This is a genomic window from Stenotrophomonas sp. ASS1, assembly GCF_004346925.1.
Lineage (GTDB): Bacteria > Pseudomonadota > Gammaproteobacteria > Xanthomonadales > Xanthomonadaceae > Stenotrophomonas > Stenotrophomonas maltophilia_A.
Map to the genome: position 1 here is coordinate 3,442,646 of NZ_CP031167.1, position 24,207 is coordinate 3,466,852.

A 24,207-nucleotide genomic window follows, 5' to 3' on the forward strand; every position below is an offset into this window, starting at 1 on the left:
CAGGGTAGCCGGGGCAGCGTGAAGCTCAGCCGAGGCGACGCGCCTCGCTCACGCCGGGCAGCGCATCCAGCTTGCCCAGCAGGGTCGACAGCTGGCCGTAGTCGCTCACCTTCAGGCGCAGGCGCAGGTGGGCACGGCCACTGTTGCGCACGTTGTCACTGTGGATGTCGAGCACGTAGGCGTCTTCCTGGGCGATCAGGTTGGTGATGTCCTTCAGCAGCCAGCGGCGGTCGACTGCAGTGACCACCACGTCCACTTCGTAGCCGCCACCGGCCTGGCCCCACTCCACAGGCAGGATGCGCTGCGGGCTGGTGGCTGCCAGCCGGGCCAGCGCGGCACAGTCTGCACGATGCACGGTGACACCCCGGCTACGGGTCAGGTAGCCGACGATCGGTTCACCGGCCACTGGCTGGCAGCAACGCGCCAGCTGCACCAGCAGGTTGCCCACGCCCTGCACGGTGAACTTGGACTTGCCCAGGTTCTCGCGGCGCGCGGTCGGCCGCGGCAGGGCTGGCGCGGGCGCCGGCTGGCTCGCTGCACGCTCGGCTTCCAGCAGGGTACGACTGACCTGGTTCGGGCCGGTGTCACCCAGCGCCACCTGGATGTAGAGGTCGTCAACGCTGTCGGCATGGAACTTCTTCGCCGCCACCGCCAGATCAGAATGCTGCAGGCCCAGACGCTTCAGCTCGCGCTCGAGCAGTTCGCGCCCGGCCTGCACGTTGCGCGCGCGGTCCAGCTTGTGGAACCAGCTGCGTACTTTTTCGCGCGAGCGGTTGCTGGCCAGGAAGCCGTTGGCCGGCATCAGCCAGTCGCGGCGCGGATCGGCCTCCTTGCCGGTCAGGATCTCGACGCGGTCGCCGCTGCGCAGGCGGTAGGTCAGCGGCACGATACGGCCATTGACCTTCGCACCACGGCAGCGGTGGCCCACCATCGTATGCACCTGGTAGGCGAAATCGAGCGGCGTGGCGCCCTGCGGCAGGTCCAGCACCTCGTCCTTCGGGCTCAGTGCATAGACCCGGTCCTCGGTCAGCTCGGCATCGAGCGCCCCGGCCAGTTCATTGCCCTGCCCGTCCTGCGCCTGCTCCAGCAGCTGGCGCATCCAGGTGATCTTGCGGTCGAAGGACTTCTCCGCGCCCTTGCCGCCTTCCTTGTACTTCCAGTGCGCGGCCACGCCCAGCTCGGCCTGCGAATGCATCTCGTGGGTACGAATCTGCACTTCGATGGTGCGCCCTTCCGGGCCGACCACGGCGGTATGCAACGAGCGATAGTCGTTGGCCTTGGGCCGGGCGATGTAGTCGTCGAACTCGCTGGGCACCGGCGCCCACAGTGCATGCACCACGCCCAGCGCGGCGTAGCAGGCGGCGACATCGTCGACCATGACGCGCACCGCACGGATGTCGTACAGCTGGTCGAACGCCAGCCGCTTCTTCTGCATCTTCCGCCAGATGCTGTAGATGTGCTTCGGGCGGCCACTGACCTCGGCCTTGATGCCCTGCGCGACCAGTTCGCGCGACAGCACCTTCTTGACGTTCTCGACGTAACGCTCGCGGGCGATGCGGGTTTCGTCCACCTCCCGCGCAATGCGCCGGTAGGTCTCCTGTTCCAGGTGGCGGAACGCCAGGTCCTCCAGCTCCCACTTCAGCTGCCAGATGCCCAGACGGTTGGCCAACGGCGCATGGATGTCGCGGGTCAGCTGCGCCAGCGCGCGGCGTTGCTCGTCGTCCAGCTTGTCGGCCGCGCGCATGCGCGCCAGCTGCCGCGCCAGCAGGATGGGCACCACGCGCAGGTCACGGATGATCGCCAGCAGCAGGCGGCGCAGGCCCTCGCTGTTGCGCCCGGCCTCGCGGCCGGCGTGCAGCGCCCACACCGGATCGGCCGCATCCTGGCCATCCAGCAGGCCGATCACTGCGGCCTTGTGGTTGCCCAGCGGCAGTTGCTCCAGGCTGGCGCGCAGGCCGGGCAGATCGAACAGCAGGGCCGCGACCACCGCGCCTTCGTCGGCCGAGAGCATCGCCAGTGCGTCGAGGGTGTCGCCCAGCACCGACCAGCTGGCGCGCATCTGATGGTCGCAGTCCGGCGCTTCCCAGTGCCCGCGCAGGGCCTGGCGCAGCGGAGCAGGCAGCACGGCTGCCGAGGGGCGGTTCAACAAGGCATCCAGGCCGGGGACGGAAGCGCGGTTCACAGCATCGAGCAGGCAAGACAGAGGCCCCTACACTAGCGCCGGCGCCGTTCAGGGACAATCACCGCGGCCACCATCACCCGGCATGAAGACATGCCGCTACACTCGCGGGCAAACCCAGGAGAGTCCCGACATGTCCTCGATCGTCCCGCGTTTCCGCCTACGGCTGCTGGCCTGTGCCGCACTGTTGCTGTCCCTGTCGGCGCCTGCGCTGGCCCAGCGCGTGGTGGAGGGTGACCTGCAGCAGCAGATGTCACCGGCCGAGTTCAAGGCGGCCGGCCTGGACAAGCTCAACGCGCAGGAACTGGCCACGCTGAACCGCTGGCTGCAGGGCAAGGTCGAAGCGGCCACCACCCAGGCGGTTGCGGCCGTACGGGAAACGGCGCGCGAGGAAGGCCGTCAGGAAGTGATCGTGAAGAATCGCGGCTTCTTCGATTTCGGCAGCAGCGAGCCGATCACCGGCGTGCTGCAGGGCGAGTTCCGCGGCTTCGGCAAGGGCCGCGTCTACGTGCTGGACAACGGCCAGGAATGGGAGCAGACCGATGCAAGCACCCTGGCCGGTGTGCGCAAGCAGTCCCCCGCCGTCAGCATCAAGCCCGGTGTGATGGGCGTGTGGTACCTGAAGGTCGACGGCGTGAACACCCAGCCGAAGGTGCGCCGAACCAAGTAACGCCGTGACGTTGCTGCAGAGCCGAGCGAGGGCTCGGCTCTGCAGCAACGACGTCACGCCTGGCGCAATGCGGTCACCCGCTGCGCCAGCTTCTTCGCAGAGATGCCGGTGCGCGCACCCAGCTCCTGCGCGAACAGCGATACGCGCAGCTCTTCCAGGTCCCAGCGCAGGGCCTGCCATTGCGGGCGCTCGCGCAGTCCCTGCTGCTCCCCCACGTCCAGCGCTTCCAGGAATGGGTGCAGTTCCAGCATGCGCGCCTGGTCACGCGGCGGATCACGCTTGGCGCGCTCGGTGCGCAGAATCATGGCCTTCAGATAGCGCGGGTACTGTGCCAGCGCGTCGGCCGGCGTGTCACGCAGGAAGCCGGGATGGATCAGCCCGACAAGCTGCGCTTCCATGTCGTCCAGATTGCCGCGCGCCCAACCCATCAACGGTGCTTCCAGCATCGGCTTCAGTTCCGCCACCAGCGCCAGGATGGTTTCGGCCAGCTTCAGCCGCGACATGGCCTCGCCGAACAGCGCCTTGGCCGCATGCTCACGACGCTGCTCGAAGGCTGCCGCATCGCGGATGTCTTCCAGCCCCTCGGCCAGCACCGCGTTCATCGCCGCATCGACCAGGTCACCACGCAGGCGCTCCTGCGACTCGATCGCCGCATACAACAGGCCGGTCTTGGCACCGACCGGCAGCTGCTTGCGTGCCTGCTTCACCTTCTCGGCCAGGGCAATCTCCAGCAGACGGCGCACGCCCAGCGGATGGGCCTCCAGCGCCTGCTGGCGATCGGCGAAGATGCGCAGCGCCACGCTGTCGCCCTCGTCCAGCAGCGCCGGATAAGCCGGCACGCCCGCTTCACCGGGTACCTGCAGCGGAATCGGCGTGGCCGGGAACGTGCGAAGGCCATCGGCGGCCATCTCGCGCCCAGCGCGTGCAGCGAACGCATCGCCGGCACGACCACCGAATTTCGCGCGCAGTGCGTCCAGATCGCGCGAGGTCGCCAGCACCTTGCCCTGCTCGTCGCGCAGCCGCAGGTTCATGTGCAGGTGCGGTTCGATCGAACCAGGCTCGAAATCGAGCGCGGTCACCGTTGCGCCGGTCGCACGTGACAGGAAGCGCGCCAGTTCGCCGGTAATGGCATCGGCGCTGGGCTGCGGGAACGCCTCGTAGAACGCGCGGCCGAAGTCCGGTGCCGGCACGTAGTTGCGGCGCATCGCCTTGGGCAGGCTGCGGATCAGTGCCGAGGCCTTGTCGGCGACGAAACCCGGCGCCAGCCAGCCCAGTTGCACCGGGTCCAGTGCGTTGAGCAGGTGCAGCGGTACGTCCAGGGTCACGCCATCGTCGTCGGCACCCGGTTCGAAGCGGTAATGCAGCGGCAGGCGCGCCTGGCCCAGCGGCAGGTACTTCGGGTAACGCTCCTGTTCGCTGCCCTCACCCGGCAACAGATCGATCAGCGACCAGTGCAGGGTCTTGCGCTGTTCCGGTGCCAGCCCCTTCCACCAGGTATCCAGACCCGCCGCCGAATGGATCTGCGGCGGCACCCGGTCCAGGTACCAGCGCGCCTGCCAGTCCTCGTCGGCAACGATGCCAGCACGGCGCAGCTTGGCTTCTTCCTCGCGGGCGATCTCCAGCACTTTCTGGTTGTCGGCCACGAAGCTGGCGCGGGTGTTGATCTCACCGGTCACCAGTGCCTGGCGCACGAAGATGTCGTGCGCTTCGCCCGGCGCGATGCGACCGTAGTGCACCGGCTTCTTCGGCGCCAGCACCAGGCCGAACAGGCTGATCTGCTCGGAGGCCAGCACCTGGCCCTGCGCGCGCGACCAGTGCGGATCGAAGTGCTTGCGCAGCAGCAGGTGCGGCAGTTCGGCGATCACCCAGTCCGGCTCGATCGTCGCCAGGGTCATGCCCCACACCTTCTGCGTATCCAGCAGGTTGGCCACCAGCAGCCACGGCGGCGGCCGCTTGGACAGCGCCGAACCCGGGAACGGCAGGAAGCGGCGCTGGCGTGGCGCCTGGAAGTCACCCTTCTCGGTGCGGTGGCCGATCTGCGTCGGCAGGCCCGCCACCAGCGCCCGATGCAGTGTCTGGTACGCAGCGGCACGCACGCGTTCGCTGAAACCGCCGCCAACCGGTGACTGTTCCTTCTGCGCACGCACGGGCACTGGCGCCGGGGCCGCCTCGGCCTTGCCTTCGCGGGCCAGGCGCGCGGCACGGTGCAGCTGGCCACGGGTGGCCTTCACTGCAGCGGCGTCATCGCGCGCCGGAGCCGGTGCACTGCTGCCAGCCAGCAACGGCGCCATCGAGGCCTCGTTGGCCTCTTCCTTCCAGCCCAGTTCCTCGCACAGCAGGCGTAGCTGTCGATGCAGCTCGCGCCACTCGCGCATGCGCAGGAAGCCAAGGAAGTGGCGGCCGCACCAGTCACGCAGCTTCGATTGGGTCAGGTCTTCATGGGCCTGCCGGTAGGCATCCCACAGGCGCAGTACACCGACGAACTCTGACCGCCCATCGGCGAACTGCGCATGCGCGCTGTCGGCCGCGCCACGCGCTTCGGGCGGGCGCTCGCGCGGGTCCTGGATGCCCAGGAACGAGGCGATCACCAGCATCGGCCGCAGGCAGCCGGCGGCCTGCGCGGCGACCAGCATGCGCGCCAGCTTCACGTCCACCGGCAGGCGTGCCATCTGCTTGCCGATGGTAGTCATGCGCCGCTCGGCGTCGATCGCGCCCAGTTCGGTCAGCTGCTGCCAGCCATCGGCCACCGCGCGTTCGTCCGGCGCTTCCAGGAACGGGAACTCCTCGATGCGGCCCAGGCCCAGCTGCAGCATGCGCAGGATCACCCCGGCCAGGCTGGAGCGGCGGATTTCCGGATCGGTGAACTCGGGCCGCGCCTGGAAATCGGCTTCGGCGTACAGGCGGTAGCAGATACCTTCGGCGATACGTCCGCAGCGACCTTTGCGCTGGTTGGCGCTGGCCTGCGAGATCGGCTCGATGTGCAGGCGGTCCAGCTTGTTGCGCGGGCTGTAGCGCTTGACGCGGGCAAAGCCCGGATCGACCACGTAGCGGATGCGCGGCACCGTCAGCGAGGTTTCCGCCACGTTGGTGGCCAGCACGATGCGCCGGTTCGGCCCGGGGTTGAACACCCGGTCCTGGTCCTGGTTGGACAGGCGCGCGTACAGCGGCAGCACCTCGGTATTGCGGTACTTGCGGCGTTCCAGCGACTGGTGCGCATCGCGGATCTCGCGCTCACCCGGCAGGAAGATCAGCACGTCGCCGCGCGCATCCAGGCGGGTGATTTCGTCGATGGCCGACACGATGGCGTCATTGACGGTACGTTCGCCCTGGTCTTCGCCCTCGCCTTCCAGCGCGCGATAGCGCACTTCCACCGGGTAGGTGCGGCCTTCGACGCTGATCACCGGCGCATTGTCGAAATGCTGGGCGAAGCGTTCGGTGTCGATGGTGGCCGAAGTGACGATCAGCTTCAGGTCCGGGCGCTTGCGCAGCAGCTGCTTCAGGTAGCCCAGCAGGAAGTCGATGTTGAGGCTGCGTTCGTGCGCCTCGTCGACGATGATCGTGTCGTAGTTCGACAACCAGCGGTCACTGGCAATTTCCGCCAGCAGGATGCCGTCGGTCATGAACTTGATGCGGGTGTCTTCGCCGACCTTGTCGTTGAAGCGCACCTGGTAACCGACCAGCTGTCCCAGTTCGCTCTGCAGTTCCTGCGCCACGCGGCTGGCCACCGCACGTGCGGCAATCCGTCGCGGCTGGGTGCAGCCGATCATGCCGGCCTGGCCACGGCCTGCGGCCAGGCACAGTTTCGGCAGCTGGGTGGTCTTGCCCGAGCCGGTTTCACCAGCGATCACCACGACCTGGTGGTCGCGGATCAGCCCGATGATGGCGTCGGCTTCACGCGCAATCGGCAGCTGCGGGTCCAGAGTAATGGACGGCTGCTGCTGCGCCCGTGTCATCCGGCGCTGCACCGACGCCTGCAAGGCCTGCTCGAAAGTGGCGGCCAATGCCGCATCCTGTGGCTTGGCCTGGCAACGCGAGAGCATCCCCAGCAAACGGCCCCGGTCGCGGCTCATGGCGCCGTCGATGGCGGCGCGCTGTTGGCGCAGGCGGGGCGATGGATTTTTATCGATAGAGTTCATCAATCGGTTCGTTCAAAACTTTGAAAGCGACCAGTCATCACGACCGGTTTATTGTGAAGGCCAACGATTCCACAAGGAGGAACCCCATGGCGAAGACCAAGAGCACGACCAAGGCCAAGACCGGCAAGCAGAAGCTTGCAGCGGCGGCACCGTCGGCGCCGAACATCGATATCGGGATCACCCAGGGCGACCGCAAGAAGATCGCCGACGGTCTGTCGCGCTTCCAGGCCGATGCGTTCACGCTCTACCTGAAAACGCACAACTTCCACTGGAACGTGACCGGGTCGATGTTCAACTCGCTGCACACCATGTTCGAGACGCAGTACACCGAGCAGTGGGCGGCACTGGACGACGTGGCCGAGCGCATCCGCGCGCTGGGCTTCAATGCCCCGGGCTCCTACCGGGAATTCGCTGCGCTGACCTCGATCGCCGAGGAACCGGGCCTGACCGACAGTGCGGACTGGCGTGAAATGGTACGCCAGTTGGTGGTCGCCAACGAAGCGGTCTGCCGTACGGCACGTGAAGTGCTGGACGTGGCGGCCAAGGGTGACGACGCCCCGACCGAGGATCTGATGACCCAGCGCCTGCAGACCCACGAGAAGTACGCCTGGATGCTGCGCTCGCTGCTCCAGTAAGGATTGAGGGGGGGGGCAGGGCTTGCAGCCCTGCACCCGCCGAATCAACGTCAACATCAACGTCAAAAGCTGGTTTCCTGTGGGTAGGCGGGGTGGGTCCGCTCTGGTAGGTGTCGACCTTGGTCGACGCGGATGAATTCATTCGATATCTGACAGATGTGTCGACCAAGGTCGACACCTACCAACAGCCGCGTGAACCTGTCGAGGGCGGGGCGGTGTCGGATTGCGGGGTGTCAGCCGCATGGATGCGGCTGCCAAGCCTACAGGGACGTACTTGCGGCGTCCCCGCAATCCGACACCGCCCCGCCAACCCACGGATCACCCCAGAGCCGGCTGTTGCCTTTGACGTTGCTCTGGCTTGAAGGCTTCTGCAGGTGCAGGGCGCAGCCCTGCCGAGACACCCCCGCCGGGGTAAACTAGCCGGATGGCTTCCCGTCCCGCGCACGACCTGCTCCAACGCGTCTTTGGTTACGACGATTTCCGTGGTCCCCAGCAGGACATCGTGGAGCATGTGGCTGCCGGTCATGATGCCCTGGTGCTGATGCCCACCGGCGGTGGCAAGTCGCTCTGCTACCAGGTGCCGGCCCTGCTGCGTGACGGTTGTGGCATCGTCATCTCGCCGCTGATCGCGCTGATGCAGGACCAGGTCGAAGCCCTGCGCCAGCTCGGCGTGCGTGCCGAGTACCTGAACTCGACCCTGGACGCCGAGACCGCCGGCCGCGTCGAGCGCGAACTGCTCGCTGGCGAGCTGGACATGCTCTATGTCGCCCCCGAGCGCCTGCTGACCGGCCGCTTCCTGTCGCTGCTGTCGCGCAGCCGCATCGCCCTGTTTGCCATCGACGAAGCACACTGCGTGTCGCAGTGGGGCCATGATTTCCGCCCGGAATACCGCCAGCTGACCGTGCTGCACGAGCGCTGGCCACAGATCCCGCGGATCGCGCTCACCGCCACCGCCGATCCGCCGACCCAGCGCGAGATCGCCGAGCGCCTCGATCTGCAGGAAGCACGCCACTTCGTCAGCTCCTTCGACCGCCCCAACATCCGCTACACCGTGGTGCAGAAGGACAACGCCCGCAAGCAGCTGACCGATTTCCTGCGCGGCCACCGCGGCGAGGCGGGCATCGTCTACTGCATGTCGCGGCGCAAGGTCGAAGAGACCGCCGAATTCCTCTGCGGACAGGGCTTCAACGCCCTGCCCTACCATGCCGGCCTGCCACCGGAAGTACGCGCCAGCAACCAGCGCCGCTTCCTGCGCGAGGATGGCATCGTGATGTGCGCCACCATCGCCTTCGGCATGGGCATCGACAAGCCGGACGTGCGCTTCGTCGCGCATACCGACCTGCCCAAGTCGATGGAAGGCTACTACCAGGAAACCGGTCGCGCCGGCCGCGATGGCGAGGCCGCCGAGGCCTGGCTGTGCTACGGCCTGGGCGACGTGGTGCTGCTCAAGCAGATGATCGAGCAGTCCGAAGCCGGCGAAGAGCGCAAGCAGCTGGAGCGGTCCAAGCTGGACCACCTGCTGGGCTACTGCGAGTCGATGCAGTGCCGTCGCCAGGTGCTGCTGGCCGGTTTCGGCGAGACCTATCCCCAGCCCTGCGGCAACTGCGACAACTGCCTGACCCCGCCCGCCTCCTGGGACGCGACCATTCCGGCGCAGAAGGCGCTGAGCTGTGTCTATCGCAGCGGCCAGCGCTTCGGCGTCGGTCACCTGATCGACGTCCTGCGCGGCAGCGAGAACGAAAAGGTGAAGCAACAGGGCCACGACAAGCTCAGCACCTATGCGATCGGCCGCGACCTCGACGCGCGCACCTGGCGCAGCGTATTCCGCCAACTGGTCGCCGCCAGCCTGCTGGAAGTGGACAGCGAGGGCCACGGTGGCCTGCGCCTGACCGATGCAAGCCGCGACGTGCTGACCGGCCGCCGCCAGATCAGCATGCGCCGCGACCCGGCCAGCAGCACCAGCGGGCGCGAGCGCAGCGCGCAGCGCACCGGCCTGTCGGTGCTGCCGCAGGATCTGGCGCTGTTCAACGCGCTGCGCGGCCTGCGTGCCGAACTGGCCCGCGAACAGAACGTGCCGGCCTTCGTGATCTTCCACGACAGCACTCTGCGCAACATCGCCGAACAGCGCCCGACCAGCCTGGACGAACTGGCCCGGGTCGGCGGCATCGGCGGCACCAAGCTGAGCCGTTACGGCCCGCGCCTGGTCGAGATCGTGCGCGAAGAAGGGTAGCGGCTCTACATTGGTGCTGGTCCAACCTTGAACCGGCCATTCAGCCGGAAGTGCATCCGCGCCCGCTTGCAGCTAGATTAGCGTCATGTCCCTGGCCTCGACCCTGCTCCGTGTCGTGCTCATGCTCAGCCTGTTGCTCAACGGGCTGAACGCGGCCATGGCCAGCGGTCACGAGGAAATGGGCCGGATGGCCCACGCCGCAGCCGCTGCCGTTGATGGCGGCACCGCCGACTGCCACCACCACGCCGGCATGCAGGCCGACGAGGCTCCGCAGGCCAAGGCCCCCGCCCACGACGCCCACTGCCAGATCAAGGACTGCGTGCGCAGCTGCGCCCAGCACCCGCTTCTGGTGGTGCAGCCGTTGCCGTTCATGGCCGGTCCGACGTTATCGCTGGCCCCGCAGCCGATGCCGGCCACTGGCCGTCCGGCGCCGCCGCTGCCGCCGATTTCGCGTCCTCCCATCGGCTGATTCCACACGCACCGTGCGCCCTGCGCACCGCAGCCGGCCGCCTGCCGGCGTCTTTACGTGTCTGGAGTCACCACCATGAATACCCGCATTCCCCCCGGTCCGGGCGCTGTGCCCATGCCGTCGCGCCGCCTGTTCGTGCAGGGCCTGGCCGCCGGCGGCGTGGTTGCCGGCATCGCCGCTGTCGGCGTGCCGCAGCGCGCGCTCGCCGCCGCCACGGCCGCCCCACGGCTGGCCGGCGCCCCCGCCGTGCTCAGCGACACCCGCATCGAACTGGCCATCGGCGAATCGCTCGCCAATTTCACCGGACGCACCCGCCCGGCGATCACCGTCAACGGCTCGCTGCCGGCACCGATCCTGCGCTGGCGCGAAGGCCAGACCGTGGATCTGTTCGTGCGCAATACGCTGGAACGCCATCCGACCTCGATCCACTGGCACGGCATCCTGCTGCCGGCCAACATGGACGGCGTGCCCGGCCTGAGCTTCAACGGCATCGGCCCCGGCGAGACCTACCACTACCACTTCGAGCTGAAGCAGTCGGGCACCTACTGGTACCACAGCCACTCCATGTTCCAGGAGCAGGCTGGTCTGTACGGCGCGCTGATCATCGACCCGGCCGAACCGGCGCCGTACCACCACGACCGCGAGCACGTGATCATGCTGTCGGACTGGACTGACATGGACCCGGGCGCGCTGTTCCGCCGCATGAAGAAGCTGGCCGAGCACGACAACTACTACAAGCGCACCCTGCCCGACTTCCTGCGCGACGCGAAACGCGACGGCTGGTCGGCGGCGCTGTCCGACCGTGGCATGTGGGGCCGGATGCGGATGACGCCCACTGATATCTCCGATATCAACGCGCACACCTATACCTACCTGATGAACGGCACCGCCCCGGCCGGCAACTGGACCGGCCTGTTCCGCAGCGGCGAGAAGGTGCTGCTGCGCTTCATCAATGGCGGGTCGATGACCTACTTCGACGTACGCATTCCTGGCCTGAAGATGACCGTGGTCGCTGCCGACGGCCAGTACATCCACCCGGTGAGCATTGATGAGTTCCGCATCGCCCCGGCCGAAACCTACGATGTGATCGTCGAACCGAGCGGCCAGGACGCCTTCACCATCTTCTGCCAGGACATGGGCCGCACCGGCTACGCCGCCGGAACACTGGCGGTTCGCCATGGCCTGCTGGCACCGATTCCCGCGCGCGACCCACGTCCGTTGCTGACGATGAGCGACATGGGTCACGACATGGGCAGTGGTGGCCACGGCGGTCACGACATGGCCGCGATGAAGAGCATGGAAGGTGGCTGCGGCGCCAGCATGGGCCACGGCGCGCACGGCGGCGGCGATGCCGCCAGCAAGGCACCGAAGCACCCCGCCAGCGAACGCAACAACCCGCTGGTGGACATGCAGAGCTCGGCCTCCGAACCGAAGCTGGACGACCCCGGCATCGGCCTGCGCGATAACGGCCGCCAGGTGCTGACCTACGGTGCGATGCGCAGCCTGTTCGAAGACCCGGATGGCCGCGAGCCGAACCGCGAGATCGAACTGCACCTGACCGGACACATGGAGAAGTTCTCCTGGTCGTTCGATGGCATCCCGTTTGCCAGCGCCGAACCACTGCGGCTGAACTACGGCGAGCGCATGCGCATCGTGCTGGTCAACGACACCATGATGCAGCACCCGATCCACCTGCACGGCGTGTGGAGCGATCTGGAAAACGCACAGGGCGAGTTCCAGCTGCGCAAGCACACCATCGACATGCCGCCGGGCACCCGCCGCAGCTATCGCGTGCGCGCCGATGCACTCGGCCGCTGGGCCTACCACTGCCATCTGCTGTACCACATGGAAGCGGGCATGATGCGCGAAGTGAGGATCGAAGAATGAGCCGCTCACTGCTTTCCCCCAGCCTGCTGGCCCTGGGCCTGGCCGCTGCATTGCCCGTGTTCGCGCAGTCGCACGCTGGTCACGACATGGCCGCGATGGATCCGCCCGCGAAGACCGTGAAGGCACCGGTCGAACCGGTCGATCATTCGAAGATGGATCATTCGAAGATGGATTCGGGCGCGATGGACCACTCAGCCATGGATCACTCGAAGATGGACCATGGCGCGAGGCAGCCGGCGACGATGGACCATTCCACGATGGACCACGCCGCGATGGACCACGGATCGCCTGCACCGACCGAGCCGCGCGAACCCATCCCGGTGCCGACCGACGCCGACCGCGCCGCGGCCTTCCCGCCCATCGCCCACGGTGCGATGGAGCATGCGCCAGAGATCAACAGCCTGCTGCTGATCGACCGTCTGGAACATTGGGATGGAAAGAGCAGCAATGGCCAGGCCTGGGAGGCCACTGGCTGGATCGGCGGCAACATCAACCGCCTGTGGTTGCGCACCGATGGCGAACGCAGCCGTGGCCGCACCGAATCGTCGTCGCTGGAAGCGCTTTATGGCCGAAGCGTGTCGCCGTGGTGGGACGTGCTGGTCGGCGTGCGCCAGGACTTCCGCCCGGCCGACTCGCGCACCTGGGCGGCCGTCGGCATCCAGGGCCTGGCGCCGTACAAGTTCGAGAGCTCGGCCACGCTGTACATGGGCTCCGGCGGCCAGGTGCTGGCCAAGGCCGAGGTCGAGTACGACGTGCTGCTGACCAACCGCCTGATCCTGCAGCCGCTGCTGGAAGCCACCGTCGCGGCCAAGGACGAAAAGGAGTACGGCATCGGCCGTGGCCTGAACAAGGTCGAAGCCGGGCTGCGACTGCGCTATGAGTTCAGCCGCCGCTTCGCGCCCTACATCGGCATCAGCCACGAACGCACGTTTGGTGACACCGCCGACTACGCCGGTGACCACGCACGCGACACACGCTGGGTGGCCGGCGTACGCATGTGGTTCTGAGCAGCAGTTCGTGAGCAATGGCCAGCCCCGGCAGCCGCCGGGGCCGGCTACACTGCGCCACGTTCCAATGCAGGCACCGCCATGTCGTTGCAGATCCGCCGCGCCACCCTTGCCGACGTCGACGCGCTGTCGGCCATCGCGATTGCCACCTACAACGAAACCTGGGGCGATTCCTATCCGCCGCAGGAGCTGCACGATTTCCTGCAGGCGCACTACAGCAGCGAGCCGCAGCGCATCGAACTGTCCGATCCACGCAGTGCCATCTGGCTGTTGATGGACGGTGACGCCGTGGTCGGCTATCTGGCCGCCGGTGCCAACACCCTGCCGCACACGGATGCACGCGAGGGCGACATCGAACTGAAGCGGTTCTACATCCTGGCCACACACCAGAACGGCGGCCACGGTGCACGCCTGATGGACGCGTTCATGGCCTGGCTGGACCAGCCGCAGCGCCGCACCCTGTGGGTGGGCGTGTGGGAAGAGAATTTCGGCGCACAGCGCTTCTATGCGCGTTACGGCTGCAGCAAGGTTGGCGAGTACGACTTCATCGTCGGCGACACCCACGACCGCGAGTTCATCCTGCGGCGGCCGTGATCACGCGCTCCATGTAGAGTCGAGCCATGCTCGACTGCACCTGATCCGTAGAGTCGAGATCCTATGTTCGTGGTCAAGCCTGCTGGAAGCAGGCTTGACCCACCTTCAGCATGGCCGGATCGAAGTCCCGGCCGCTTTTGAAGACACCCCAGGCGATCCTGGCCAGCTTTCTGGCCAGGATGTTGAAGACGGCGGTGCTGGGGTGACCGCGTTTTGACAGCTCGTCGTAGAGCGGTTGCCCCCGACGACACCGCTTGAGCCCCATGGCGGCCATGTAGAGCATCTGGCGCAGCACTGGCGCGCCCTGTTTGGACAGCCGACGCCGTCCCGTTCTTCCGCCAGACTCGTTGGGCCGGGGATCCAGGCCGGTGCAGGCGATCCACGCGTTGGCGTTGGCCAACGGCCAGCGCGTCATGTAGTAGATCAGGTGAGCGGCGACAGCGGGGCCGATACCAGGGATGGTCAACAGGCGCTTGTAGAGCGTGCCATGCTCTCCATCGCGACCCAAGCGCTGCAGTTCGCTTTCCAGCTCGGACAGCGTCCCAGCCAGAGCGCAGAACAGATCTGACAGCTCCCCGGGGGCACTTTTGCTTACCCCGAAGGATTGCTCCAGGCGCGCGCGTGTCTTTACCAGCGTCTGCCGCTTGCGCAGCAAATCGTGCATCTGCTGCTGCTCATCGGTACGCGGTACGTATTCACGCAGGCGATCGTTCTCCTTCTTCACGTATCGGGCGATCGCTTCGGCGTCCATGGCGTCCGTCTTGCCACGCGAGCCCGTCGCCCGGCCGTAGTGCTTGATCAGACGTGGATTGATCACATAGACAACGTGGCCTGCCTGGCCAGCCATCCGAGCCAACAACTCGTAGTACCGCCCCGTCGCCTCCATGCCAATCCGGCATCGCTGGGGCAAGGTGTTGAGCCACTGGGCTATGCCGGCCCGGGTGTTGGCGATCCTGTCGCCGGCCTTGCGGTCGGCCACTGCCGGTACGAACTCCTTGGAGTCCACGTCCACGCCAATATCGAGAGAATCAGACATTTGTACGGCTCCCAGCTATCTTTAAGGGGCTGGGGTGGTACCGCACCGACGTTAGCTTGCCTACATCGACGATCCCCTTTGGGGGCCGTACGATCCTTTATCGACGTTCCCCTTTGGGGGCCGTACGATCCTTTATCGACGTTCGTGTGCGGGATGGGGATCGCTCGACTCGTCTGTCGGCTAGTATCCGCAGATGCATGCTTGACGGTCCCTCCACCCTGGCTCCTACATACCGCGTAGGAGCCGGGAGGAACATACAAGCTTGCTCGACTATTGGTAACAAGAGCCAGTCGAGCAAGCTCGACTCTACAACGCCTCAGAAGTCGAACAGCTCCGACAGGAAGCTGTCCTTCTTCTTTTTCTTGTATCCGTGGCCCCGATTGTCCTCGTAGCGCTGGCCCAAGTGGCGGGTATCACGGTGCATCACCGGCGGCGGAGAGGATGCCGGATGCTGCTGTACAGGCGCGGGCGGCGGCACGGCCGCACCGGCACCGGCACGCTCGATGATCTTGTCCAGTTCACCACGATCCAACCACACGCCCCGGCAGCCGGGGCAATAGTCGATCTCGATGCCATGGCGTTCGGCCATCTGCAGGGTCTGGGTCTTGCACACGGGGCACAGCATCGGCATTGCTCCTGTCGGTCCTGCATCGACTGTACCTGTGCGGTGATGACTGTGCGGCAACGCATGACCGATGGCACAGGGACTTCCGACGCGTGCCGATGCGGCGGCAGTCGCACACACTGGGCCCCTGTTCCGCAGGGAGTGCGTACATGACCGCGTTGTCCCGCCTGCCCACCGCCGCGCGCCTGCTGCTGGTCCTGCTGGGCGTTGGCCTGGGCCTGAATCTGCGCGATATCGCTGCGGCCGCAGGGACTCCGATTCCCGCCCTGCCCATACCCTACGGCGGCAGCCTGCTGGACAACGCGCTGGCGGTGCTGGTGGTACTACTGCTGGCCACGCTGCTGCGGCCCCGTGGCATGGGCCTGCTGGGCAGCCTCGGGCTGCGCGGGAATGGTTGGGGCGGCCCGATGTGGGTGTTGCTGGCCAGCCTGCCGTGCTGGCTGGGCCTGGCGATGCTCGGCACCCCGAACACCGCGCTGACCGCGCTGGACGCCACCATGCTGGCCGTGCTGTTCCCACTGGCCGAGGAAGTGCTGTTCCGCGGCCTGGGCTTCGTGCTGCTGGTGAAGATCGTGCGTGGTCCGTGGCCGCTGCTCGCGCTGCCGCAGGCGCTGCTGTTCGGCATGGTGCACTGGCTCGGCTTCGGTGGGTTCGACGGTGGCGGCATCGCGCTGTTCGTCGGCGCAGTGATCGCCGTGGGCGGCTTCATCTTCGCCTGGCTTGACCACCTCGACGGCGACACTCTGTGGTGCGGCTTGGTCCTGCATGTTTCGATGAACCTGGCCTGGAATGTGTTCAGCCTTGACGACGCCGTCGCGCTCGGCTGGCAGGCCACCAGCCTGCGCATCGGCACCGCGCTGCTGGCGGTGGCGATGCTGGCCTGGCACGTGCGCCGCCAGCGACGCGGACAGCTGTAACGCCCACTTAGCTTGCCGTGCACGCCGGGCTCACTACCGGCTTGCGCATACTTGCGCGCCTTTCGCTCCCCCTGTTGTCCGGAGTTGCCGCGTCATGTTGCTGTCCAAGCGCTTTGTGGAACCGCGCGTCCTGCTGATCGAGGACGCCGAGGAAACCCAGGAACTCAGTCGCCTCGCCCTGGAAAGCCAGGCCTGCCAGGTCACCGCTGTCAGCAGCGCCGAGGCCGCACTGGGCCTGCTCAACGCCGGCGAACCGTTCGACCTGCTGTTCACCGACGTCTGCCTGGGCGGCATCAGCGGCATCGAAACCGCCAACCGCGTGCGCGAGCACCTGCCGCAGCTGCCGATCCTGGTCACCTCCGGCATGGACCAGCACCGCGTGCTGCCGCAGCTGCGCGCCGGCATCCACTTCCTGCCCAAGCCGTACAGCATGAGCGAGCTGCTCGATGCCATCCGCCTTTGTTTCCGCCATGCAGCAGATGCCACCTTGATACCGCCGCCGCAGGCCAGCGCGGCCTGAGGCAATCATCCACGCCTGGCGTGGATCTACTGATTCCGTTTCTCTTCGGCATGGATCCGCGTCAACACCACCGGTAGATCCACGCCATGCGTGGATGCAGCCCCCCATCAGCCGCCGGTGTACGGCCCTTCACCCGGCATCACCTCCAGCAGTGCGCGAGTGATCACCCGCGGGTAAACCGTGAGATGGTCCTCGCCGTCAATCACCACGTTGTCCACATTCAACTTGCGACCCGTGCGCTTCAGCTGGGCAGTGAAGTCCGCGGTCTGCCTCAGCATGTCGTTGCCGGTTGAATAACGCGGCCCTGGCTTGTCCGTCTCGTAACTGCCCACCGACAGCAGCACGCGCGTAGGCTGCGCAGGGATGACGGCGCCATCCTGCATGCGCGGCAGCAGAAGCTGGTCGAACCACAGCGAAGGACTGGACAGGATGTAGGTGCTGAACATGTCCGGTTGAGTGGTCAGCACATAGGCGCCGAACAGCGCGCCATAGGAATGACCGGCGAACATGCGCCGGGCGGGATCGGTGCGATAACGCGCATCGACCATCGGCAGCACCTGTGTCGCCAGGAAATCACGGTAGTGCGCGGCACCGCCGTAGGTGACGTCATCACTGTAATAGCCATCGACCGTGCGCGCCGGATTGCTGGGCGTGTAGTCGCGCGAGCGGCTCTGCTTTGAAGTCAGGCCTTCCTGCGGCGGCAAACCGACCAGGATGAAATTCTCGATGTTGACGCCCTGCTGCCCCACCAGATTGCGCACGCTGCGCACCAGCGGGAAGCTGTACAGCGCATCGGTCACGTACAGCACCGGATAGTGCTTTTCCGGATGCGCCGCATAGTCGGCCGGCAGCGCCACCCAGATCGGATAGTCGCGGCCCACGGGGTCATGTATGCGCAACGCTTCCGTATCCGGCAGCACCACGCCTGGCGCAGCGGCTGCCGCGCTCTCCTTCACTTCACTCTGCGTTGCCGGTGGTGCCACCGACATCGCACAGCCACTCACGGCCAGGCAGGCCGCCACACTCCATCCACGCACACGCTGCATCCACGCTCTCCCGTTGCGGGCGGCGCCCCCAGGTGGCGCCGCTACCGCATCCTCACACGTCGTGCGGTGCAGTGCCACGCCGGATCAGGGCGAGGCCGGCGGCGGTGCCGGGAACAGCGTGCGCAGCGCCTGCAAGGCGGCCGGATGATAGATCGTCGCGTGGGTTTCCTCCGGCAGTGGCAGGTACTTCACCAGCGGCGACGGCGACGCCTGCTGCAGCAGCGTGGCCAACTGCGCGGCGGACGCAGCCAGCTCCGGCTGCCCACTGCTGGCCAGGAATACGCGCGGCTGCGCACGCGTCACCGCCGGCAACTGCTTGGCCGCAGCGGCCAACATCGCGCCCCGGTTCCACCACAGGCTGGGGTCCAGCGCGATGTAGCTGTTGAACAGTGTCGGCTCCTGCAGCAACGTCTCGACCACGAACAGGCCGGCCAGCGATTCACCGATCAGCGCGCGCTCGTCGGTGGTCGGGTAGCGTTGGCGCACCTGCGGCATCAGTTCATCGCGCAGGAAGCTGCGGTAGGCCGCTGAACCGCCGATGCGGGGTGCGATCTTCTGGTCCTGCGGGTCGCTGCTGGGGCCCGTCATGTCGCGGCGGCGTTCGGTGTTCTCGATGCCTACCAGCAGGAACGGACGCATGCTGCCGTTGCCGCTCAGCACCTGCACCAGCCCTGCCACATGCAGGAAGTCCTCGCCGATGCCGCCATCGGCCATGTACAGCACCGGCAATGGTGCCTTCGGGTCCAGACCCCAGGGTTGCGGGCGGTAGACATTGATGCGGCGGGTTTCGCCCAGCGCCTTCGATTCAATGGTGAAGGTCTCGCCGATGACCAGCGGGGTTGCGGCGGCGGCCTGTGCGGACGGCGCCGGCTCGGCGGCCATCAAGGGTGCGGCGGAGATGGCGGACAACAACAGCGACAGCACGATCAAGCGCATGGAGCGGCCCATCCTGGGAAAGTGCCGAGCATAACGCCAAGGCCAAGGCGTCGGCCGATTCGGCAAGCCTGTACGTATGCTACGGCGCTGCGCGATGCTTGAACTGTATCGGGAAATGACTGCAATCGGGTTTGCTAGCATTCGTCGTTTCCTACAAGGAGTTGGGACATGGGGGGCTTCAGCATTTGGCACTGGATCATTCTTCTGGCGGTCGTCCTGATCCCGGTCGGCATCGCAGCCGTCATCGCAGCGATTGTTCTCAGGCGAAAGTAGATCCACGCCATGCGTGGATGCGCATTCTGGGGATGCCTCAAGCGCATCCGCGATGGCACGCGCGAAGCGTGCCGCCGTTGGCATGCTGACCGTGGCGGAAATGCTGCACGCCACTGAGCGCTGCCGGTCGATGGCCACGCCCGACTGCCATCTGGATGAAGGGGGGGCGATGGGTTGTTCTTCGCCTGCCGCAGGCTGGCGGAACGGGTGTGCCGGGATATCCGGCCGGCGTACCCGCCGTTGTACCCAGAACCGGTCCATACTTGGGACGGGCTGGTCGCCAGTCCCTTCGAAACCTACAAGGAGGTTTGCATGTTGAGTGCCGTGCTCATCGCCGCGCTGGCCGCCAGCCCGGCCGCGCCCGTACCGTATGCCGATTGCCTGCTCGGCAACATCCAGCCCGGGCTGTCTGATCGTGCCGTGCAACTGGTGCAGGAGGCCTGTGCTGCAAAGCATCCGGAGAGCTTCGCCGCAGCAATGGAACTGGAACGCAGAACCAGTCTGCAGCGGCTCACCTATTTCGAGGCGGCAAGAGCGGAGGCGGCACGTTCTGCGAATGCGGCAGCAACGGCCGCACAGGAGGCTGCCGACGCGGCGGCGGCTAAAGCGAAGAATGCGCGGACGAAGTAGTTGACCTGGACGAGCGCCACAAAAAAGGCACCGCATTGCGGTGCCTTTCTGAATGACCTGGGTCATTGGATGCAATGGTGGGCCGTGAAGGATTCGAACCTTCGACCAAAAGATTAAAAGTCTTCTGCTCTACCGACTGAGCTAACGGCCCATTGCACTGCCCCAGCCTTTCGGCGGGGTGGGCATTCTACCCTACTTTGCCGGGCCGGGTGAAACCCTGGTGCGTCGAGGTTGCCGGCCAGCGGCCGGCACTACCCCGATCTGGGCCGCCGGCTTAAACCTTCCGGGCCTCCGTCGCATCCCATCTGTGATCCTTCCCCGGAGCCACGGATGCGCCTGCCCTTCTGCCTCATTGCCGCCCTGCTGGTGCCCTGCGCAGCACTGGCCGCCCCGCCGCAGGTCGTCACTGATGATATCGGCCGCTTCTGGGCTACCTATGACGCCGTGCGCACCGAGCCCGACGTTGAACGCCAGGTCGCACTGGTGCAGGAGCGCTACATCGATCCAGGCAGCCCCGGCCTGCATGCGCTGATGCAGGTGCGCAACTACACCGCCCGCGAATACGCCACGGCCATGCGTACGTGGCCGCGCTTCTGGACGTCGGTACGGCCATTGACCGCCAACGCGCAGCAGGCCAGCACCACCCTGGAACGGGACCTGGCTGCGTTCCGGGAGCTTTACCCCGCCCTGCGCCCCGCCAACATCACCTATGCGGTCGGTGTTCTGCGTACCGGCGGCACGACGCTGGGTGACAAGGTGCTGATCGGAGCGGAGATGGCGCTGGGCGATGAGCGCGTGGACGTGAGCGAGCTGCCGGAGCCGATGCGCAGCCGCCTGCGGATCTTCTACGACAGCCGCCCGGGGGCGAACAACGCGCAGAACAACCTGCACGAGTACGTGCATACGCAGCAGCGCGAGACCACCGGCAGCCTGGCCCAGTACGCGGTGCGCGAGGGTGTGGCCGAGTATGTAGCGGAGCGCATCAGTGGGCGCCGGCCGGCATTACCCTTCTACGACTACGGCGCAACACACGAAGCGGAAATCCGCACGCGCTTCATTGCTGAGATGAACGGGGAAAATCTCGACAACTGGCTCTACAACAGCGCCCGCAATCCGTTCGGGGTGAGTGATGTGGGGTACTACGCCGGGTATCGCATCGCGCAGGGGTACATGCGGCAGCAGGCCGATGAGAAGGCGGCGATCGCGCGGATGATCGAACTGGACTATGCCGATCCGGAGGAAGTGCGGGCGTTTATTGACGCGTCGGGGTGGTTGCGGCAGCGGTAGGCCAAGGAGTGCGAACCAACGGTTCGCACCCACCGAGAGAGTGATTGCGCGGTCAGGCGTACAGCGTCGGGTCGGCTACGCCGGCTTCGGTGAAGCCCTGCGCGCGCAGGCGGCAGGCATCGCAGTGGCCGCAGGCGGCGCCGTTGGCGTCGGCGTTGTAGCAGGACACGGTCAGGCCGAAGTCCACGCCCAGGCGCACGCCTTCGCTGACGATCTGGCCCTTGCTGAGGAACTGCAGCGGTGCGTGCACCTTGATGCCCGCGCCTTCCACGCCCGACTTGGTGGCCAGGTTGGCCAGCGCTTGGAACGCGGCCACGAACTCGGGACGGCAGTCCGGGTAGCCAGAGTAGTCCACGGCGTTGACGCCGCAGAAGATGTCGTTGGCACCGAGCACTTCGGCCCAGCCCAACGCCAGCGACAGCATGATGGTGTTGCGCGCCGGCACGTAGGTGACCGGAATGCCGGCACCGCCGGCCTCGGGCACGTCGATGTCGTCGGTCAGCGCCGAGCCGCCGATGCTGCGCAGGTCCACGTCCACGGTCTTGTGCGCGATAACGCCCTGGGCCTTGGCCACGCGGGCGGCAGCATCCAGTTCGGAAGTATGGCGCTGGCCGTAGCGCACGCTCAGGGCATGCACGGCGAAGCCCTGTTCCTGGGCCATGGCGATGACGGCGGCTGAATCCATGCCGCCGGAGAGAAGCACGACTGCCTTCTTCATGGGTAAAACATCCGGTTGGGAGGGGAAAGCCAGCACGCTGTCCCGCGCCGGAGCTACATCAGGGAACGCTGCCTGGGCTCATCGGCCCGGCTCATCGTTCCACAGGATTTTATGCAACTGCATCTGGAAGCGCACCGGCAGCCGGTCCTCGACGATCCAGTCGGCCAGCTGGCGCGCGGTGATCTCACCCTTGCTCGGCGAGAAGAACACGGTGCAACGCTTCACCAGATCGTGCTCGGCCACCATCGCCTTGGCCCAGTCGTAATCCTCGCGGTTGCAGATGACGAACTTGATCTGGTCGCGCGCGGTCAGCAGCGGCAGGTTTTCCAGGCGGTTGCGGGCGGCTTCGGCCGAGCCCGGCGTCTTGATGTCGACTACCCGCGATACGCGTGGGTCCACGGCGCTCACGTCCAGCGCGCCGGAGGTTTCCAGCGAGACGTCCATGCCGGCATCGCACAGCTTCTGCAGCAGCACCAGGCAGCGCTTCTGCGCCAGCGGCTCGCCACCGGTCACGCAGACGTGGCGCACGCCCTGGGCCAGCACCTCGGCCACGATGTCGTCGATGTCCCACCAGGTGCCGCCATGGAAGGCATAGGCGGTGTCGCAGTACTGGCAACGCAGCGGGCAGCCGGTCAGGCGCACGAACACGGTCGGCCAGCCGGCGGTATCGGCTTCGCCCTGCAGCGAGGTGAAGATCTCGGTGATCTTCAGGCGTGGCAGGGGCGACTGCACGATCTCACTGGGCGTGGCGGCGGCGCTGGACGAGGTAACGGCGGTCATGGCGGGGACTTCTTGGTGGGACACGTGGCGGGTGGGCTACCGTGGCCGGTAACGAAAGCAGCCGAGCATGGCTCGGCTCTACAACTGAAGCCGGTCGGGTGTGGCCCAGCCGGTAATGCAAGCCGCCGGGCATGGCCCGGCGCTACCGGATCCGGGCGGGTTTGCCGGTCCGGAAACGAAAGCAGCCGAGCGTGGGCTCGGCTCTACAGGACACGTATTGTACGCCCGGTCAGCGGATCAGCGGATCTGCTTGCCGAGGCGGATCGACTGCAGGCGGTCCTGCGCGGTGCGCGCGGCGTCCGAGCCAGGGTACTGCGCCACGACGGTCTCCAGCGTCTGCTGGGCCTGGTCGACCTTGCCCTCGCCATACTGCGAGAGGCCGACCTTGAGCAGGCCGCCAGCGGCCTTGTCGTGGGTCGGATAGCGCGAGAGCAGTTCACGGAACTGGGCCTCCGCCATCGGGAAATTGCGGGTGGCGTAGTAGCTCTCGCCCAGCCAGTACAGCGCGTTCGGCGCGTAGACGCCGTTCGGGTACAGCTGCAGGAAGCTCAGGAACAGCTGCGCCGAATCATCGTACTTGCCGGCCTTCAGCGAATCGAAGGCGACGTTGTAGGAGGTGCGCTCGTCGCCGGTGGCGGCAAGGCTGCCGGCATCACCATGGACGGAAGGCGGCCGCTCGGAAGTGGCCGCCGCTGCGGGTTTTGCCGGGGCCGGGGCGGCCTTCGGCGCGCTCGCCGGAACGGGCGGCAGGGCCGGGGCGGCATTGCCCCCTTCCAACCGGTTCAGGCGGCTGTCCAGATCCAGGTACTGGTCCTGGGCGGACTGCTTGAGCTGGGCGTTGTCGTGCTGCAACTGCTCGATCGAGGCCTGCAGGCTGGTGACCTGCTGCCGCAGCTGATTGATCTGGTTCAACAGGTCCTGGTTGGCACTGTTGTTGTACATCTGCTGCTCGATCGCGCCAACGCGGTCGGCCAGGCTCTGTCGCTGTGCATGCGCCGGTGCGGCAGCCACGAGGGCTGCCGCAACGACCAGCATCAGTTTGATGCCAATACGCATGGATTACTGCGCGGTGTAGACGATTTCGACGCGACGGTTCTGCGACCAGCAGGACTCGTTCGACTCGGTGCAGACCGGACGCTCTTCACCGTAGGACACGACGGTCAGCTGCGAAGCCGAGCCACCGTTGGCCTGCAGGGCCGAGTTGACGCCGTTGCCACGACGCTCGCCCAGGGCCTGGTTGTACGCGCGCGAACCGCGCTCGTCGGTGTGGCCCTGCAGGGTGATGCGCGAGGACGGACGGTCACGCAGGTACTTGGCGTGGCACGCCATGATGGCCTGGAATTCCGGCTTCACGTCTTCCTTGTCCAGGTCGAAGTAGACAACGCGCTGGCGCAGGCAAGCGTCGGTGTCCAGGTCGCCCGGGCCGTACAGGCCGGAGGTCGACGGAGCGGTCGGGGTGGTGGTCGAGGTGCCGGTGTCAACCGGGGCTGCCGGCTCTTCCTTCACCTTCTTCGAGCAACCGGCCAGGACGGCCACAGACAGCAGGGAAACAAGCAGAACGCGGGTGGACTTGTTCATGGCGATACCTTTGTGGCTCCTAGGCCGATGAGGGGTTCAAGACAGCGAAAATAT

General features: G+C 66.6%; 21 protein-coding genes and 1 tRNA gene. 11 read left to right on the forward strand and 11 right to left on the reverse strand.

The features are described 5' to 3' along the window. Positions 1-25: 25 nt before the first annotated feature. Entirely contained in the window at positions 26-2,182 is a 2,157-nt protein-coding gene (locus tag MG068_RS16035; protein ID WP_132810650.1) for a RelA/SpoT family protein, read from the reverse strand. 130 nt (positions 2,183-2,312) lie between these two features. Here MG068_RS16035 and MG068_RS16040 point away from each other — a divergent pair, with 130 nt between their 5' ends. Beyond that, positions 2,313-2,849: a hypothetical protein gene (locus MG068_RS16040; RefSeq protein ID WP_032130197.1), complete on the forward strand. Its 537-nt coding sequence runs from the start codon at positions 2,313-2,315 to the stop codon at positions 2,847-2,849. Between the two features lie 53 nt (positions 2,850-2,902). Here the strand turns inward: MG068_RS16040 and hrpA are convergent, their stop codons facing one another. Then, positions 2,903-6,985 (reverse strand): ATP-dependent RNA helicase HrpA, encoded by a 4,083-nt coding sequence (hrpA, locus tag MG068_RS16045; RefSeq protein WP_132810651.1) that lies wholly within the window; start codon positions 6,983-6,985, stop codon positions 2,903-2,905. An 86-nt stretch (positions 6,986-7,071) separates the two neighbouring features. On the opposite strand from hrpA, the gene MG068_RS16050 reads away from it, so the two are divergent. From MG068_RS16050 to MG068_RS16075, 6 genes are all read left to right on the forward strand, one after another. After that, on the forward strand, positions 7,072-7,620 hold the full coding sequence (locus tag MG068_RS16050; RefSeq protein WP_006439098.1) for a Dps family protein: 549 nt from the start codon (positions 7,072-7,074) through the stop codon (positions 7,618-7,620). A gap of 424 nt (positions 7,621-8,044) precedes the next feature. Continuing rightward, positions 8,045-9,850, forward strand: a complete 1,806-nt coding sequence (gene recQ / locus MG068_RS16055) for a DNA helicase RecQ (protein ID WP_132810652.1) — start codon at positions 8,045-8,047, stop codon at positions 9,848-9,850. Positions 9,851-9,935: 85 nt separating this feature from the next. After that, positions 9,936-10,319: a CopL family metal-binding regulatory protein gene (locus MG068_RS16060; RefSeq protein ID WP_107431694.1), complete on the forward strand. Its 384-nt coding sequence runs from the start codon at positions 9,936-9,938 to the stop codon at positions 10,317-10,319. A gap of 75 nt (positions 10,320-10,394) precedes the next feature. Then, positions 10,395-12,206, forward strand: a complete 1,812-nt coding sequence (locus MG068_RS16065) for a copper resistance system multicopper oxidase (RefSeq protein ID WP_132810653.1) — start codon at positions 10,395-10,397, stop codon at positions 12,204-12,206. After that, positions 12,203-13,213: a copper resistance protein B gene (locus tag MG068_RS16070; RefSeq protein ID WP_132810654.1), complete on the forward strand. Its 1,011-nt coding sequence runs from the start codon at positions 12,203-12,205 to the stop codon at positions 13,211-13,213. The genes MG068_RS16065 and MG068_RS16070 overlap by 4 nt, the downstream gene beginning before the upstream one ends. An 81-nt stretch (positions 13,214-13,294) precedes the next feature. After that, complete coding sequence (locus tag MG068_RS16075; protein ID WP_132810655.1) at positions 13,295-13,807, forward strand: GNAT family N-acetyltransferase; 513 nt, start codon at positions 13,295-13,297, stop codon at positions 13,805-13,807. A 73-nt stretch (positions 13,808-13,880) separates the two neighbouring features. Here MG068_RS16075 and MG068_RS16080 read toward each other — a convergent pair whose 3' ends face one another. Both MG068_RS16080 and MG068_RS16085 read right to left on the reverse strand, forming a co-directional pair. Next, positions 13,881-14,843, reverse strand: a complete 963-nt coding sequence (locus tag MG068_RS16080; protein ID WP_132808894.1) for an IS110 family transposase — start codon at positions 14,841-14,843, stop codon at positions 13,881-13,883. Positions 14,844-15,159: 316 nt separating this feature from the next. Next, on the reverse strand, positions 15,160-15,468 hold the full coding sequence (locus tag MG068_RS16085; RefSeq protein ID WP_132810656.1) for a TFIIB-type zinc ribbon-containing protein: 309 nt from the start codon (positions 15,466-15,468) through the stop codon (positions 15,160-15,162). Between the two features lie 149 nt (positions 15,469-15,617). Between MG068_RS16085 and MG068_RS16090 the strand changes: the two genes are divergently transcribed. Together MG068_RS16090 and MG068_RS16095 are read left to right on the forward strand one after the other, a co-directional pair. Beyond that, positions 15,618-16,385, forward strand: a complete 768-nt coding sequence (locus tag MG068_RS16090; protein WP_107432211.1) for a CPBP family glutamic-type intramembrane protease — start codon at positions 15,618-15,620, stop codon at positions 16,383-16,385. Between the two features lie 94 nt (positions 16,386-16,479). Further along, on the forward strand, positions 16,480-16,905 hold the full coding sequence (locus tag MG068_RS16095; RefSeq protein ID WP_049400506.1) for a response regulator: 426 nt from the start codon (positions 16,480-16,482) through the stop codon (positions 16,903-16,905). A 107-nt stretch (positions 16,906-17,012) separates the two neighbouring features. Here MG068_RS16095 and MG068_RS16100 read toward each other — a convergent pair whose 3' ends face one another. Further along, positions 17,013-17,951 (reverse strand): alpha/beta hydrolase, encoded by a 939-nt coding sequence (locus MG068_RS16100; protein ID WP_132810657.1) that lies wholly within the window; start codon positions 17,949-17,951, stop codon positions 17,013-17,015. Positions 17,952-18,035: 84 nt separating this feature from the next. Beyond that, positions 18,036-18,887, reverse strand: a complete 852-nt coding sequence (locus tag MG068_RS16105) for an alpha/beta hydrolase (RefSeq protein ID WP_132810658.1) — start codon at positions 18,885-18,887, stop codon at positions 18,036-18,038. Positions 18,888-19,472: 585 nt separating this feature from the next. Between MG068_RS16105 and MG068_RS16110 the strand changes: the two genes are divergently transcribed. After that, positions 19,473-19,790 carry a hypothetical protein gene (locus MG068_RS16110; protein ID WP_049463266.1) on the forward strand — a complete coding sequence of 106 codons (318 nt, stop codon included), beginning with the start codon at positions 19,473-19,475 and terminating at the stop codon, positions 19,788-19,790. Positions 19,791-19,865: 75 nt separating this feature from the next. Here the strand turns inward: MG068_RS16110 and MG068_RS16115 are convergent. After that, positions 19,866-19,941 (reverse strand) — tRNA-Lys (locus tag MG068_RS16115). Between the two features lie 179 nt (positions 19,942-20,120). Between MG068_RS16115 and MG068_RS16120 the strand changes: the two genes are divergently transcribed. After that, the gene (locus tag MG068_RS16120; protein WP_132810659.1) at positions 20,121-21,077 is read left to right on the forward strand and encodes a DUF2268 domain-containing putative Zn-dependent protease; all 957 of its coding nucleotides are present in this window, start codon (positions 20,121-20,123) and stop codon (positions 21,075-21,077) included. Positions 21,078-21,129: 52 nt separating this feature from the next. Here MG068_RS16120 and queC read toward each other — a convergent pair whose 3' ends face one another. The 4 genes from queC to pal all read right to left on the reverse strand — a co-directional run bounded on the left by queC (position 21,130) and on the right by pal (position 24,153). Then, positions 21,130-21,795 (reverse strand): 7-cyano-7-deazaguanine synthase QueC, encoded by a 666-nt coding sequence (gene queC, locus MG068_RS16125; protein WP_049422913.1) that lies wholly within the window; start codon positions 21,793-21,795, stop codon positions 21,130-21,132. A 78-nt stretch (positions 21,796-21,873) separates the two neighbouring features. Next, positions 21,874-22,575, reverse strand: a complete 702-nt coding sequence (gene queE, locus MG068_RS16130) for a 7-carboxy-7-deazaguanine synthase QueE (RefSeq protein ID WP_071229042.1) — start codon at positions 22,573-22,575, stop codon at positions 21,874-21,876. 237 nt (positions 22,576-22,812) lie between these two features. Then, complete coding sequence (ybgF, locus tag MG068_RS16135) at positions 22,813-23,631, reverse strand: tol-pal system protein YbgF (RefSeq protein ID WP_071229043.1); 819 nt, start codon at positions 23,629-23,631, stop codon at positions 22,813-22,815. A gap of 3 nt (positions 23,632-23,634) precedes the next feature. Next, on the reverse strand, positions 23,635-24,153 hold the full coding sequence (pal, locus tag MG068_RS16140) for a peptidoglycan-associated lipoprotein Pal (RefSeq protein WP_032128527.1): 519 nt from the start codon (positions 24,151-24,153) through the stop codon (positions 23,635-23,637). Between the last annotated feature and the right edge of the window lie 54 nt (positions 24,154-24,207).

What these genes read in the sequence shown, in the direction of transcription:
- MG068_RS16040 (WP_032130197.1), top strand. Translation starts at nt 2,313, where the DNA reads ATGTCCTCGATCGTCCCGCGTTTCCGCCTACGGCTGCTGGCCTGTGCC.
- hrpA (WP_132810651.1), bottom strand. Translation starts at nt 6,985, where the DNA reads ATGAACTCTATCGATAAAAATCCATCGCCCCGCCTGCGCCAACAGCGC.
- MG068_RS16050 (WP_006439098.1), top strand. Translation starts at nt 7,072, where the DNA reads ATGGCGAAGACCAAGAGCACGACCAAGGCCAAGACCGGCAAGCAGAAG.
- recQ (WP_132810652.1), top strand. Translation starts at nt 8,045, where the DNA reads ATGGCTTCCCGTCCCGCGCACGACCTGCTCCAACGCGTCTTTGGTTAC.
- MG068_RS16060 (WP_107431694.1), top strand. Translation starts at nt 9,936, where the DNA reads ATGTCCCTGGCCTCGACCCTGCTCCGTGTCGTGCTCATGCTCAGCCTG.
- MG068_RS16065 (WP_132810653.1), top strand. Translation starts at nt 10,395, where the DNA reads ATGAATACCCGCATTCCCCCCGGTCCGGGCGCTGTGCCCATGCCGTCG.
- MG068_RS16070 (WP_132810654.1), top strand. Translation starts at nt 12,203, where the DNA reads ATGAGCCGCTCACTGCTTTCCCCCAGCCTGCTGGCCCTGGGCCTGGCC.
- MG068_RS16075 (WP_132810655.1), top strand. Translation starts at nt 13,295, where the DNA reads ATGTCGTTGCAGATCCGCCGCGCCACCCTTGCCGACGTCGACGCGCTG.
- MG068_RS16080 (WP_132808894.1), bottom strand. Translation starts at nt 14,843, where the DNA reads ATGTCTGATTCTCTCGATATTGGCGTGGACGTGGACTCCAAGGAGTTC.
- MG068_RS16085 (WP_132810656.1), bottom strand. Translation starts at nt 15,468, where the DNA reads ATGCTGTGCCCCGTGTGCAAGACCCAGACCCTGCAGATGGCCGAACGC.
- MG068_RS16090 (WP_107432211.1), top strand. Translation starts at nt 15,618, where the DNA reads ATGACCGCGTTGTCCCGCCTGCCCACCGCCGCGCGCCTGCTGCTGGTC.
- MG068_RS16095 (WP_049400506.1), top strand. Translation starts at nt 16,480, where the DNA reads ATGTTGCTGTCCAAGCGCTTTGTGGAACCGCGCGTCCTGCTGATCGAG.
- MG068_RS16100 (WP_132810657.1), bottom strand. Translation starts at nt 17,951, where the DNA reads ATGCAGCGTGTGCGTGGATGGAGTGTGGCGGCCTGCCTGGCCGTGAGT.
- MG068_RS16105 (WP_132810658.1), bottom strand. Translation starts at nt 18,887, where the DNA reads ATGCGCTTGATCGTGCTGTCGCTGTTGTTGTCCGCCATCTCCGCCGCA.
- MG068_RS16110 (WP_049463266.1), top strand. Translation starts at nt 19,473, where the DNA reads ATGTTGAGTGCCGTGCTCATCGCCGCGCTGGCCGCCAGCCCGGCCGCG.
- MG068_RS16120 (WP_132810659.1), top strand. Translation starts at nt 20,121, where the DNA reads ATGCGCCTGCCCTTCTGCCTCATTGCCGCCCTGCTGGTGCCCTGCGCA.
- queC (WP_049422913.1), bottom strand. Translation starts at nt 21,795, where the DNA reads ATGAAGAAGGCAGTCGTGCTTCTCTCCGGCGGCATGGATTCAGCCGCC.
- queE (WP_071229042.1), bottom strand. Translation starts at nt 22,575, where the DNA reads ATGACCGCCGTTACCTCGTCCAGCGCCGCCGCCACGCCCAGTGAGATC.
- ybgF (WP_071229043.1), bottom strand. Translation starts at nt 23,631, where the DNA reads ATGCGTATTGGCATCAAACTGATGCTGGTCGTTGCGGCAGCCCTCGTG.
- pal (WP_032128527.1), bottom strand. Translation starts at nt 24,153, where the DNA reads ATGAACAAGTCCACCCGCGTTCTGCTTGTTTCCCTGCTGTCTGTGGCC.